Source organism: Streptomyces sp. NBC_00234 (assembly GCF_036195325.1).
Lineage (GTDB): Bacteria > Actinomycetota > Actinomycetes > Streptomycetales > Streptomycetaceae > Streptomyces.
This window is the reverse complement of the sequence record NZ_CP108101.1, coordinates 6,893,369-6,906,005: the sequence shown is the minus strand read 5'-3', so window position 1 is coordinate 6,906,005 and position 12,637 is coordinate 6,893,369. Positions and strand designations below refer to the sequence as shown.

9 protein-coding genes and 1 pseudogene are annotated in these 12,637 nt (G+C 69.5%); 7 read left to right on the top strand and 3 right to left on the bottom strand.

Going from position 1 to position 12,637, the window contains the following annotated elements; genetic code table 11:
- Positions 1–205: 205 nt before the first annotated feature.
- The 6 genes from OG230_RS30290 (at position 206) to OG230_RS30265 (ending at position 9,082) form a co-directional block, all read left to right on the top strand.
- The gene (locus OG230_RS30290) at positions 206–1,876 is read left to right on the top strand and encodes an extracellular solute-binding protein (protein WP_328906913.1); all 1,671 of its coding nucleotides are present in this window, start codon (positions 206–208) and stop codon (positions 1,874–1,876) included.
- Positions 1,877–1,925: 49 nt separating this feature from the next.
- Entirely contained in the window at positions 1,926–2,900 is a 975-nt protein-coding gene (locus OG230_RS30285; protein WP_328911589.1) for an ABC transporter permease, read from the top strand.
- Between the two features lie 41 nt (positions 2,901–2,941).
- The gene (locus tag OG230_RS30280) at positions 2,942–3,838 is read left to right on the top strand and encodes a carbohydrate ABC transporter permease (RefSeq protein ID WP_328911588.1); all 897 of its coding nucleotides are present in this window, start codon (positions 2,942–2,944) and stop codon (positions 3,836–3,838) included.
- A 95-nt stretch (positions 3,839–3,933) separates the two neighbouring features.
- Complete coding sequence (locus OG230_RS30275; RefSeq protein ID WP_328906912.1) at positions 3,934–6,168, top strand: WD40/YVTN/BNR-like repeat-containing protein; 2,235 nt, start codon at positions 3,934–3,936, stop codon at positions 6,166–6,168.
- Between the two features lie 14 nt (positions 6,169–6,182).
- Entirely contained in the window at positions 6,183–8,162 is a 1,980-nt protein-coding gene (locus OG230_RS30270; RefSeq protein ID WP_328906911.1) for a beta-galactosidase, read from the top strand.
- Between the two features lie 212 nt (positions 8,163–8,374).
- On the top strand, positions 8,375–9,082 hold the full coding sequence (locus tag OG230_RS30265; RefSeq protein ID WP_328906910.1) for a GH12 family glycosyl hydrolase domain-containing protein: 708 nt from the start codon (positions 8,375–8,377) through the stop codon (positions 9,080–9,082).
- A gap of 65 nt (positions 9,083–9,147) precedes the next feature.
- On the opposite strand, the gene OG230_RS30260 is transcribed toward OG230_RS30265, so the two are convergent.
- Positions 9,148–10,155 carry a LacI family DNA-binding transcriptional regulator gene (locus OG230_RS30260; RefSeq protein ID WP_328906909.1) on the bottom strand — a complete coding sequence of 336 codons (1,008 nt, stop codon included), beginning with the start codon at positions 10,153–10,155 and terminating at the stop codon, positions 9,148–9,150.
- Positions 10,156–10,618: 463 nt separating this feature from the next.
- On the opposite strand from OG230_RS30260, the pseudogene OG230_RS30255 reads away from it, so the two are divergent.
- Positions 10,619–10,813 (top strand): annotated as a pseudogene (locus OG230_RS30255) (SMI1/KNR4 family protein); the annotation flags it as partial.
- Between the two features lie 55 nt (positions 10,814–10,868).
- On the opposite strand, the gene OG230_RS30250 reads toward OG230_RS30255, so the two are convergent.
- Entirely contained in the window at positions 10,869–11,471 is a 603-nt protein-coding gene (locus OG230_RS30250) for a recombinase family protein (RefSeq protein WP_328906908.1), read from the bottom strand.
- A gap of 9 nt (positions 11,472–11,480) precedes the next feature.
- On the bottom strand, positions 11,481–12,542 hold the full coding sequence (locus OG230_RS30245; protein ID WP_328906907.1) for a GlxA family transcriptional regulator: 1,062 nt from the start codon (positions 12,540–12,542) through the stop codon (positions 11,481–11,483).
- Between the last annotated feature and the right edge of the window lie 95 nt (positions 12,543–12,637).

The window sequence follows — 12,637 nt, the reverse complement described above, 5'->3', positions numbered from 1 at the left end:
AACGGAAACAGCTCCGAGGAATCCGGGATCGGACTCTTGTGCGGCCGGATGGCTTCACTTAACCTCGCTGCAACATCGAAGCGCTTCGACAGCGTTTCGCTCAGGCCGGTTCATCCGGCTCAGTCAGTAACGCCCCACCTCAGACACAGGAGCCGACCGGCGGTCGCCCGCCGTGTGTCCTGGTGCGCCTCGAAGGGTTGACGCAATGACGCCGAATTCCTCCTCTTCCCCGAGCCGGAGAAGCTTCCTCGCCTCCACCGCGGTCGTCGTGGCCGCGGTCGGCGGCGGGATACCGCTGCTCGCCGCCTGCGGCGGTTCGGACAACGCGAAGAACGAGGGCACCACGACCGGCAAGAAGCTCAAGGACCTGCTGCCGACGTACGTCCCCTCCGCGGCCGTCACCCCGGACATCCCCTCCAAGAACGGCTCCGCGATCGGCTTCACCACAGCGAAGCCCGCCGACCAGCTGGCCGTGTCCGTACCGAAGAAGCTCGGCAAGGGCGGCGAGGTCAGCATCATGGCCCCGCTGTGGGGCACCTCGCCCGGCGCCGGCAACGCGTACTGGACCGCGATGGACGAAGCGGCCGGGGTCAAGGTCAAGTGGCAGAACCAGGACGGCAACGTCTACGGCCAGAAGCTGGGCGCCGTCCTCGCCTCCAGCAACGTCCCCGACGCCGTGGTCGTACCCAGCTGGGAGCTGAACGGCAAGATCCCCAGCGCCGTCGCCAACAAGTTCGCCGACCTCGGCCCCTACCTGGCCGGCGACAAGGTCAAGGCGTACCCGAACCTCGCGGCCATCCCGACCGGGGCATGGCAGCGGGCGATCTTCGGCGGCAAGCTGCGCGGCCTGCCCTTCCCCGCCGAGTCCACGCCGAACATCGCGCCGTTCTACTCGCCCGGCTTCTTCGAGGAGAAGGGGTACGAGGTCCCCACCACCACGCAGGAGTTCTACGACCTCTGCAAGGAGATGAACGCTCCGAAGAGCAAGGTGTGGGCCTGCGGTGACATGACCTGGTCCGCCTTCGCCTTCTTCGGGGTGCTGCCCGAGAAGCCGTACTACTGGAAGCTCGTCGACGGCAAACTGGTCAACCGCTACGAGACCGACGAGTACCTGGAAGCGCTGGAGTGGTCGCGCTCCCTGTACTCGGCCGGCTTCGTCCACCCCGACGTCAAGGCCGAACGCGGCGACCAGAAGGTTTTGTTCTCGTCGGGCAAGCTCCGGATGTACAACGGCGACATCTCCGACTGGTACGGCGCCACGGCCGTCCAGCGGCTGGCCGACCCGAAGTTCTCCATGGCGGCGATGGACATCTTCGCCCACGACGGCGGCACGCCCACGCTGTACGCCGCACCGCCCTCCAACATCTGGTGCTTCATCAGCGAGAAGGCCGACAAGAAGAAGATCGAGGAGATCCTCGCCCTCGCCAACTTCACGGCGGCCCCCTACGGCACCAAGGAACAGCGGCTGAAGGCGTACGGCGTCGAGGGCGTGCACCACACGGTCAAGGACGGTGTGATCTCCAAGACCGAGGACGGCAACAACCAGGTCTTCGCCACGTACGAGTACATCGCGGGCCCTGCGGCCTTCCGCGCCTTCCCCGACCACCCGGACGTCGCCAAGGGCATGGTCGAGTGGCAGCAGCGCCAGGGCGCACACACGCAGAAGCCGCTCTTCCACGGCATGCAGATCCAGGAGCCGGCCCGCTTCACGGAGCTGAACGCCCAGTTCGAGGACCTGGAGAAGGACATCGTCCGCGGCCGCAAGAAGATCGGCGACATGCAGCAGAACGTCTCCGACTGGCGTTCGCGCGGCGGCGACAAGCTCCGTGACTGGTACAAGAAGCTGCTCGACGAGACCGGGGACTCGGCTTCCTGACATGGTCGACACCGAACCCCGCACCAAGGCCGGGGCGCCTCGCCCGGCCATGAGGAAGAAGCAGGTCAAGACCGCCGAGGCGGTCACGCCGGCGGGCGGGATCACGCTGCGGCACCGACTGCGGCGTGATCGCACGCTGATCCTGATGACGCTCCCGGCGATCATCCTGCTGGTCGTCTTCGCGTACATCCCGCTCGCCGGGAACGTCGTGGCCTTCCAGGAGTACGACCCGTACGTCGCCGACAACGCCTTCCAGGCGATGCTGCAGAGCCCCTGGGTCGGTCTCGACCAGTTCGAGCAGATGGTGAACGACCGTCTGTTCTGGTCGGCGCTGCGCAATACGCTGGCGATCTTCCTGATCCAGCTGACGCTGTTCTTCCCGGTCCCCGTACTCCTCGCCCTCTTCGTCAACAGCTTCGTCCGGCCGCGCGTCCGCGCCGTCGCGCAGGCGATCCTCTACCTCCCGCACTTCTTCTCCTGGGTGCTCGTCGTCACCGTCTTCCAGCAGATGTTCGGCGGAGCGGGCCTCATCGCGCAGACCCTGCGCGACCACGGCCACGACGGCATCGACCTGATGACCGATCCGGGTCTGTTCAAGTTCCTGATCACCTTCGAGATGATCTGGAAGGACGCCGGATGGGGCGTCATCGTCTTCCTCGCGGCGCTCGCCTCCGTCAGTCCTGACCTGTACGAGGCGTCCGCGATGGACGGGGCGAACCGGTGGCGCAGGATGTGGCACATCACGCTGCCCGCCCTGCGCCCCGTCGTCGCTCTGCTGCTCGTCCTCCAGGTCGGCAACGCGCTGACCGTCGGGTTCGAGCAGATCCTGCTGCAACGGACGGCTGTCGGACCCGGTGCCTCGGAGGTTCTGGACACCTACGTCTGGAACGTCGGCATCACCAACGGCGGCTTCAGCTACGCGGCGGCCGTCGGCATCGTCAAGGGAATCTTCGGCCTGCTGCTCGTGCTCGGGGCCAACAAGGTCGCCCATCTCATGGGCGAGCAGGGGGTGTACAAGAAGTGAGCCTGCTCGCAGGGAAACTGAACGGACGGCAGCAGGGCCCGATGGTCCGGGGCAGGCTGCGGCCCGTCTGGGAGGAGGAACCGACCAGGGCGGGACTCGCGACCAAGGGCGTCGTCCTGGTCGGGGTCTGCCTGGCGATCCTCTTCCCGATCTGGGTGGTGATCGTCACGAGTCTGTCCTCCGTGAAGACCATCACCGAGACCGGCGGACTGGTCGTGGTCCCCCGGGGCATCACCTTCGTCGCGTACCAGGAGCTCCTGGGCGGCGGCCAGGTGACCCGGGCCACGATCGTCAGCCTCTGTGTGACCGTGGTCGGCACGCTGTTCAGCATGACCGTGTCGATCATGTGCGCGTACGGGCTGTCCCGCCCCGGATCGGTACTGCACCGGCCGTTCCTGCTGATCCTCCTCGCCACGATGTTCTTCGGCGCCGGACTCATCCCCACCTATCTGGTCGTGCAGGGCCTCGGCCTCACCGACTCCTATCTGTCGCTGATCCTGCCCAGCGCCCTGAACGTCTTCAACATCCTGGTCCTGCGCGCCTTCTTCATGAGCACCGCGCAGGAACTCATCGAGAGCGCCCGGATCGACGGCGCCGGCGACTTCCGCATCCTGTGGCAGATCGTCATGCCGCTCTCCCGGGCCGTCATCGCGGTGATCACGCTGTTCTACGCGGTCGGCTACTGGAGCGCCTGGTTCAACGCCTCGATCTACATCAGCGACCCGGACATGCTCCCGTTGCAGAACATCATGAACCAGCTGGTCCTCAAGCAGGAGCGGCCGGTCGGTCTCGCCCAGGCCATCAACACCGGAGGGCTCTCGCCCCTCGCCATCCAGATGGCCGTGATGGTCCTGGCCCTGCTGCCCGTCGCGGTGCTGTCGCCCTTCGTCCAGAAGCACTTCAAGAAGGGAATGCTCACCGGCGCCGTCAAGGGCTGAGCCCCACACCGGCGACCGGCCCTCCCCCGCACCTCCCTCTGTTCTGTTCACGCACGGCACGACCCCCACCACTCCCCCACCGGAAGGTGTTCGTCATGCGCGATTCGTCCCTCCCCATGCCCCGTCGCCGTACCGTGCTCGCCACAGCGGCCGTCGCCGCGGCGGCAGCCACCCTGCCGCTCGCGGCCCCCGCCGCGGCCGGGTCCCGCCGCGGCAGGGCGACCGCCCAGGCGTACCGCTGGCGCACCGCGGCGATCGGCGGCACCGGGTTCGTGACGGGCGTGCTCTTCCACCCGGCCGTGGCGGGCCTGGCGTACGCCCGTACCGACATCGGCGGCGCCTACCGCTGGGACGCGGTGGAGGCCCGCTGGACCGCGCTCACCGATCACCTCGGCTGGGACGACTGGAATCTGCTGGGAGTGGAGGCGATGGCCGTCGACCCGGCCTTCCCGGACCGGCTCTACCTCGCACTCGGTACGTACGCCCAGTCCTGGGCCGGTCCCGGCGCGGTGCTCAGATCCGAGGACCGGGGCGCGACCTGGGCCCGCACGGACCTGACGGTACGGCTCGGGGCGAACGAGGACGGCCGGGGTGCGGGCGAGCGGCTGCTCGTCGACCCGCGCGACAGCGAGACGCTCTGGCTCGGCACCCGTCACGACGGGCTGCTGCGCTCCACCGACCGCGGTGCCACCTGGGCCGCGGCCGCCTTCCCCGCCACCCCGTCGGCGAGCGGCCAGGGCATCACGGTGCTCGTGGCCGCCGGCCGGACGGTGTACGCGGGCTGGGGCGACGGCGGCACCGCGCTCTACCGCACGGACGGCTCGGGCGGCTGGCAGGCGGTGCCGGGGCAGCCGTCCGCGGGCGCCGCGGCGACGAAGGTGCCGATCCGTGCCGCGTACGACACCGGTACCCAGGCCCTGTACGTGACCTACGCGGACGGCCCCGGCCCCAACAACCAGTCCAACGGCTCCGTCCACCGGCTCGACACGGTGACGGGGGTCTGGTCCGACGTCTCCCCCGTGGCGCCGAGCGGCGGCGACGCCTTCGGCTACGGCGGTGTCGCCGTCGACGCGAGCCGCCCCGGGACGGTCGTCGTGTCGACCAACAACCGCTGGGGGCCCGTCGACACGCTGTTCCGTTCCACGGACGGCGGCGCGAGCTGGACCTCACTGAAGGACACGGCGGTCCTCGACGTGTCCGAGACCCCGTATCTGCGCTGGGGCGGCACCGAGGCGAAGTTCGGCTGGTGGATCCAGGCGCTCGCCGTCGACCCCTTCGACTCGCGGCACATCGTGTACGGCACGGGCGCCACGGTCTTCGGGACACGGGACCTGGTGCACTGGGCACCGGAGATCCGGGGCCTGGAGGAGTCCGCCGTGCGGCAGCTGATCGCCCCTCCTTCGGGCGGCGCCCAACTGCTCAGCGGGCTCGGGGACATCGGCGTGATGTACCACGAGTCGCTGACCGCTTCCCCGTCCCGCGGCATGGCCTCGAATCCGGTCATCGGCTCGGCCACCGGGCTGGCGCTGGCCACCCTCGCACCCTCGTACGTCGTGCGGGCCGGCTGGCCCTCGGGGGGCGCCGCCGGAGCGTACTCGAACGACGGCGGTGCGAGCTGGCAGCCCTTCGCCTCCCAGCCCTCCCTCGCCGCTTCGGCGCCCGGTCCGATCGCCGTGAGCGCGGACGGCGGGACGCTCCTGTGGTCGTTCGTCCACTGGGACGGAACCAAGTACGCCGCCCACCGCTCGACGGACGGCGGCGCCACCTGGGCCGAGGTCCCCACGTTCCCGAAGGGCGGCACACCGGTCGCCGACCCGCTCGACTCCAGCCGCTTCTACGTGTACGACACCGACACCGGCGCGGTCTTCACATCGAAGGACTCGGGCCTCACGTTCACCAAGGGCGCCGCGCAACTGCCTTCGGGCGACGCGCAGTTCCGTATCGCGGCGGCGCCCGGCCGCAGCGGCGACCTGTGGCTCTCGGCGAAGGACAACGGACTGTTCCGCTCGACGGACGGCGGCCTTACCTTCACCGCGGTGGCGAACTGCCATGCCTCGCACGCCCTCGGCTTCGGCCGGGCGGCCCCGTCGGCGGGCCGGCGGGTCAGGGCCGCCTACCCGGCGATCTACCAGACCGGCCGGGTCTCCGCGACGTACGACGGCGTGGCGGTGCTGCGCTCCGACGACGCCGGGGCGACCTGGGTCCGGATCAACGACCAGACCCATCAGTGGGGCTGGACCGGCGAGGTCATCACCGGCGACCCCCGCGTGTACGGCCGTGTCTACCTCGGCACCAACGGCCGCGGAATCCAGTACGCGGACCCCGAGTAAGAAACGAGACGTCCATGCCGTCCCTGCGCGACGCCGCCCGAGGCCGCATCCTCTTCGGTGGCGACTACAACCCCGAGCAGTGGCCCGAGGAGGTGTGGGCCGAGGACGCCCGTCTCATGCGGGAGGCCGGCGTCAACTCCGTCACGCTCGGCGTCTTCTCCTGGGCGAGGATCGAACCCCACCCGGGAGCAAGGGAGTTCGGCTGGCTCGACCGGCTGATGGACCTGATGCACGCACACGGAATCGGCGTCGTCCTCGCCACACCGACCTCGTCCCCGCCGCCCTGGATGGGTGCGCGGTACCCGGAGACGCTGCCGCGCGCCGAGGACGGATCGGTGATCTGGTACGGGTCCCGGCAGCACTTCTGCGCCAGCTCACCCGTCTACCGGCGCCACGCCGCCGCGCTCACCGAGGACCTGGCGGCGCGGTACGCCGCCCATCCGGCCCTCACCATGTGGCATATCAACAACGAGTACTGCACGCACTGCTGGTGCGATGCCACCGCCGAGCACTTCCGCCGCTGGCTGACCTGGCGCTACACCACGACGGCCGCGCTCAACGAGGCGTGGGGCACCGCCTTCTGGAGTCAGCGCTACGACTCCTGGGCGGAGATCCTGCCACCGCGCACCACGCAGTACCGGCACAACCCGGCGCACCTGCTGGACTTCAAGCGGTTCACCTCCGACGCCCTGATGGAGTGCTACCTCGCCGAGCGGGACATCGTGGCCCGGCACACCCCGCACACTCCGGTGACGACCAACTTCATGCCGTTGTGGGCGGGCCAGGACGCGTGGGCGTGGGCGGCCGAGGAGGACGTCGTCTCGGTCGACGTCTATCCCGATCCGCAGGATTCTCTGGGCGGTCAGTACAACGCGATGCTCGCCGACATGACGCGCTCGCAGGCCGGGGGCCCGTGGATGGTGATGGAGCAGGCCGCGGGCGCGGTCAACTGGCGGGGGGTCAATCACCCCAAGCCGGCCGGGCTCAACCGGCTCTGGTCGCTCCAGTCCGTGGCCCGGGGCGCCGACGCCGTCTGCTACTTCCAGTGGCGTCAGTCCCGGCAGGGCGCGGAGAAGTTCCACTCGGCGATGCTCGGCCACTCGGGCGAACAGGGCCGCACCTTCGGCGAGATCAAGCGGATCGGGGCAGAACTCGCCCTCCTCGGACCCGAGGTGAGCGGCGTCGCCGAAGCCGGGGACGTGGCGATCCTCCACGACTGGGACGCGTGGTGGGCGAGCACGCAGGAGGACCGCCCGTCCTCGCTGCTCTCGTACACCGAGGTCGTGCAGTCCTGGCACCGCGGCCTCTGGGAGGGCGGGTTCGCCACCGAATTCGCCCGCCCCGAAGCCGACTTGAGCGCTTTCCGGATGGTCGCCGTACCTCATCTCTACCTCCTCACGGACGCGGCGATCGACAACCTGGTCACGTACGTCCGGGGCGGCGGCACCCTCGTCTGCGGGTTCTTCACCGGTATCGCCGACGAGGACGACCGGATCAGGCCGGGCGGCATGGACGCACGGCTGCGCGAACTCCTCGGCATCCGCACCGTGCACGAGTGGTGGCCGCTCGACGCCGGCGCGGTGGTGGAGTGCGAGGGCTTCGAGGGCGGGCTGTGGTCCGAGGAGCTGGAGCCGGACGGCAGCGCGGAGACGGTCGCCGCCTACCGCGGCGGCGAACTCGACGGACTGCCCGCGGTGCTCCGCAAGGGCTCCGCCTGGTACGTGTCGACGCTGCCCGCTCCGGAGGCGCTGCGCGCGCTGCTGGGCCGCGCGGCCGGGGAGGCGGGCGCCCGTCCCGTCATGGCCGGACTGCCCGCCGGAGTGGAGGCGGTACGCCGGGGCGATGTGCTGTTCCTGCTGCACCACGGCAGGGGCCGGGTGACCGTGGAGCTGCCCGGTCCGCACATCGATCTGCTGACGGGCGCGAAGGCCGACGGCAGCGTCGAACTGGACCGCTACGGAGCCGCCGTACTGAGGAGCACCACCGCACCATGACCAACGGCAGGGAGGAGCCGGATCCCTCCGCGGACCACGAACCGTGACGCCCGTGCGGAAGTCCGCCCGGGCGACGCGGTCGCCCTCACCGAAGCCTCCGCCGGTACCGCTCAGATGCTGCCCGACCTGACGGCCGGCGTGGACTGCTTCCTCGCTCCGAGGCAGCAGTAGCAGTTGCTCCGCCCCATCCCCCCACCATGGAAGGGACAACCATGGCACGACGCACCCTCAGCAGGTTCGTACTCGCTCCGGCGGCAGCGGTGGCCGCCCTGATCGGCTTCGCCGCCGCACCGGCCCACGCCGCGATCTGGTCCTCCTCGGACCAGTGGGGCAACTACGCCACGTCCGACGGCTACACCCTCTACAACAACATCTGGGGTTCCGGAGCCGGCCCGCAGTCGATCTGGGTCAACTCCTCTGCCAACTGGGGCGTGTGGGCCAACCACCCGGACACCGGCGGCATCAAGTCCTACCCCAACGCCAAGAAGGTCGTCGGCAGGTCCATCACCTCGCTGGCCTCGCTCACCAGCAGCTACAACGTCACCGTCCCGGTCGCCGGCGACTACAACACGTCGTACGACATCTGGGACACCGACTACGACTACGAGGTGATGCTCTGGGTCAACTACAACGGGGACGTCGGCGCGCTCGGCACCTCGCAGGGAACGGTGACGCTCGGCGGCCACACCTGGAACGTCTACAAGGGCGACAACGGGGCCAACCAGGTCTTCTCGTTCCTCCGGACCTCCGACTCCGCGTCCGGGACGGTGAACATCCTGCCGATCCTGAAGTGGATCAAGGACACCAAGGGCTGGTGGGGCAACGAGACCATCGGTGACGTCCAGTTCGGCTACGAGATCACCTCGTCGGCGGGCGGCCTGGACTTCAGGACGAACTCCTTCAGCGTCTCGTCCAGCTGAGCACGACAGCATGCGAGCCGGCTCCCGGCGGGGGGCCGGCTCGTCCGTCACCGTGGGCCGAGAGGTCAGAGGGGCGCGGGGCCGGTGCTCGCACGGACGGTCAGTTCCGGTGTCAGCAGCTCGACCTCGTCCGTACCGCGGCCGGCGAGTTTGGCGACGACCTGCTCGACCGCCCGGCGACCCATCTCCTGGGCCGGTATGGCGACCGAGGTGAGGCGCACCGACGCCTGGGAAGCCACCTGGTCGGGGCAGATCGCGACGACGGAGACGTCCTCGGGGACGGCGCGGCCCTGCTGCTGCAGCAGGTTGAGCAGCGGCTCGACGGCGGCCTCGTTCTGGACGATGAAACCGGTGGTGCCCGGCCGCTCGTCGAAGATCCGGGCCAGCGTGCCGGCCATCGCCGCGTACCCGCCTTCGCAGGGGCGGTGCAGCACCCGGACGCCCGTCTCGTGGGCCTTGGCCCGTACGCCGTCCACCGTGCGCTCGGCGAAGCCGGTGTGCCGTTCGTACACCGCGGCGGCCTCCCCGATCACCGCGAGTTCGCGGTGTCCGAGACCGGCGAGATGGTCCACGCAGAGTGCCCCGGTCGCCTCGAAGTCCAGGTCCACGCAGGTCAGCCCGGCCGTGTCGGCGGGCAGCCCGATGAGTACGGCGGCCCGGTCGGTCTCGCGGAGCAGGGGCAGCCGCTCGTCCTGGAGCTCCACGTCCATCAGGATCATGGCGTCCGCCAGGGAGCTCCCGGCGATCCGCCGCACGGCGGCGGGGCCTTCCTCCCCGGTGAGGAGGAGGACGTCGTACCCGTGGGTGCGGGCCGTCGTGGCGACGGCGATGGCGATCTCCATCATCACGGGCACGTACATGTCGGTGCGCAGCGGGACCATGAGCGCGATGATGTTGGACCGGCTGCTGGCCAGGGCGCGGGCGCCCGCGTTGGGGTGGTAGCCGAGCTGCTGGATGCTCTGCTCGACCCGCTCACGGGTGGAGGTCGAGATGGAGCGCTTCCCGCTGAGGACGTAGCTCACCGTGCTCGCGGAGACTCCGGCGTGCTGGGCGACCTCGGCAAGCGTGACCATGCAGCTCTCCCTGGGGGACGACGAGGGGCGGAATCCTGAGTGTTCGAAGCGCTTCGACGGAGAGTCTTGGCGATCCTTTGGCTATCTGACATGCACAGATACCTTGGAGCCTAGAGCCCCGTGCAGAGCCTGTCCAGAGAGTGATCGAAGCGCTTCGATGACGTCTCTCCCGTCACTGCCACCGCCCGGCCGTCCGACGGTCTCCGCCCGCGCGGCAGGGGACGGTCAGTAGTCGCCGCCGGGGGCGGAAAGGTTGCCGTGCGCCTCCCTCGGATCGGGCCGCCGGGTACTCGTCGCGCGGGACCAGGGTGCCGGGAGGTTCCGGCAGCCCTTTCGGAAGGAACCTTCGGCGCTTCGGTGGGTACGTCGTCCGCCTGCCATACGCGCCAGACTAACGGCGGGCCCCGGCGGCCGGCCGGGAACCCGAACCGGCTGTCGGAGCCGGGTGATATCCATGATCCCCATGGACACCGAGCACGCTTCCCCGGACGACCTCGCCGCCCTGCGCGCGGCCTTCGACATCGACGACGACGGTGCGTCGGCGCTCGGCCGGGAGGCGGTCCACGCCTTCGAGGCCGAGCACGGCATCGTCCTGCCCGAGCCGTACCGGACGTTCGTCGCGGACATCACCGACGGCTCGTACGCCGGGCCTCCCGACTAGGCCCTGGAGTCCTAGCTCAGACACCAGGGAGCAAGTAACCCACCGGTAGCTTTCAGGGTTTCGCCGCGGCGGTCTTCTTCGGTTGGCGGGGCACGGTCTTCTCGCGGTCGAGGTGACCGTAGACCGTGGAGCGGGGGACGTTGAACATGTCGGCGATCTGCTGGACGGTCTTCTCCCGGGCGTCGTAGAGCTGCTGAGCGAGCTCGGCCTGGTCGGCCGTGAGCTTCGGCCGGCGCCCGCCGACGCGACCGCGGGCGCGCGCGGAGGCGAGCCCGTCGTTGGTGTTCGCCACGATCAGCTCTCTCTGGAGCTCTGCGAGCACGCTGAGCATCCCGAACATGGCGCGGCCTTCCATGGTGGAGGTGTCGATGCCCTGCTCGATGACGTGCAGGCCGATGCCGCGCTCGCGCAGGTCGGCGCCGAGGGTGACCAGATGCAGGACGGAGCGGGAGAGCCGGTCGAGCCGGGTGACCTTCAAGGTGTCGCCCTCGCGCATGAGCTGCATGACGAGGTCGAGTTTCGGGCGGGAGGCTTTCGCGCCGCTGGCGACGTCGACGTGGATGTTGTAGCGGTCGACGTTGTTGCGGAGAAGTGAGTCGATCTGGTGGTCGGGGTTCTGGTCGGCCGTCGAGGTGCGGCAGTAGCCAAGAAGCATTGTCGGAAACTACCCCGACGACCGTTCACCGACGTTGATTTCCGACGCGAGTTGTCGACAGTGTCCACCTGCGGGTTCGTGATCACGGGTGCGAGTGTCGGCAGACGGTCGTTTGCCGACACCCAGGCTCGTGCGTCGCGTGAACGCGATGCGGTAGGCGCTGGGTGTGAGTCCGGCTCGTCTTGAGAGGTGCTGGCGCAGCGAGTCGGTGGTTGCGAGGCCGCTGAAGCGGGCGACTTGGTCCATGGGTAGGTCCGTGGTCTCCAGCAGCTCCTGTGCCCGGTTGACCCGCTGGTGGAGGAGCCACTGCAAGGGGCTGAGGCCGGTCTCCGCGTGGAATTTGCGCGTCAGCGTGCGGACGCTGGTGCGGGCATGGGTGGCGAGGGCAGCACGCGTAAGTGGTTCATGCAGTCTTTCGAGTGCCCATGCACGAGTGTCGGCCAGCGAGGTGCCGTTTTCGGGTGGCAGCGGTGTTTCGATGAACTGAGCCTGTCCTCCGGGGCGCACGGGTGCTGCCACGACCAGACGGGCGACGGCGTTGGCTGCCGCGGCGCCGTAGTCGGCGCGTACCAGGTGCAGGCACAGGTCGATGCCGGCGGACAGTCCGGCGGAGGTCAGCACATTGCTGTCCTCGACGTACAGCGCGTCGGGGCGCAGGTCGACGTCGGGGAAGCGGCTGCGGAACTCGTCGGACTTCGCCCAGTAGGTGGTGGCGCTGCGGCCGTCGAGCAGTCCTGCCTGGGCGAGGACGAACGCCCCAGTGCAGATCGAGGCGAGGCGCTTGCCCGCGGCCGACGCGCGCCGCAGCACTTCCAGTACGCGGGGGTCGATGTCCTCTCGGGCGCCGGTTCCGGTGACGATGACGGTGTCGGCGTCGGCGACTGCCTCCAGCCCGCTTGGGATGGTGATCTCCAGGCTGCTGCTGACAGCGACGGGTCCCGGCCGGGCCGTGCAGATGCGCACCTCGTAACCGGGGTGGCCGTCCACGGACATCTCGCCCAGCACCAGCTCGGGGATGGACAGGTCGAAAGTAGTGGCCGGGGGAACGGCGATGACGGCGACTCGATGCATGGCCCGAAGCTCCAGGTGTTTGGCATTCGGGCCACTATCTTACGGATCACTCCGCGCGCAGGGTGGTGAGAGCGGCGCCGGGCTTGTTGGTCCGG

What these genes read in the sequence shown, in the direction of transcription:
- OG230_RS30290 (WP_328906913.1), top strand. Translation starts at nt 206, where the DNA reads ATGACGCCGAATTCCTCCTCTTCCCCGAGCCGGAGAAGCTTCCTCGCC.
- OG230_RS30285 (WP_328911589.1), top strand. Translation starts at nt 1,926, where the DNA reads ATGAGGAAGAAGCAGGTCAAGACCGCCGAGGCGGTCACGCCGGCGGGC.
- OG230_RS30280 (WP_328911588.1), top strand. Translation starts at nt 2,942, where the DNA reads ATGGTCCGGGGCAGGCTGCGGCCCGTCTGGGAGGAGGAACCGACCAGG.
- OG230_RS30275 (WP_328906912.1), top strand. Translation starts at nt 3,934, where the DNA reads ATGCGCGATTCGTCCCTCCCCATGCCCCGTCGCCGTACCGTGCTCGCC.
- OG230_RS30270 (WP_328906911.1), top strand. Translation starts at nt 6,183, where the DNA reads ATGCCGTCCCTGCGCGACGCCGCCCGAGGCCGCATCCTCTTCGGTGGC.
- OG230_RS30265 (WP_328906910.1), top strand. Translation starts at nt 8,375, where the DNA reads ATGGCACGACGCACCCTCAGCAGGTTCGTACTCGCTCCGGCGGCAGCG.
- OG230_RS30260 (WP_328906909.1), bottom strand. Translation starts at nt 10,155, where the DNA reads ATGGTCACGCTTGCCGAGGTCGCCCAGCACGCCGGAGTCTCCGCGAGC.
- OG230_RS30250 (WP_328906908.1), bottom strand. Translation starts at nt 11,471, where the DNA reads ATGCTTCTTGGCTACTGCCGCACCTCGACGGCCGACCAGAACCCCGAC.
- OG230_RS30245 (WP_328906907.1), bottom strand. Translation starts at nt 12,542, where the DNA reads ATGCATCGAGTCGCCGTCATCGCCGTTCCCCCGGCCACTACTTTCGAC.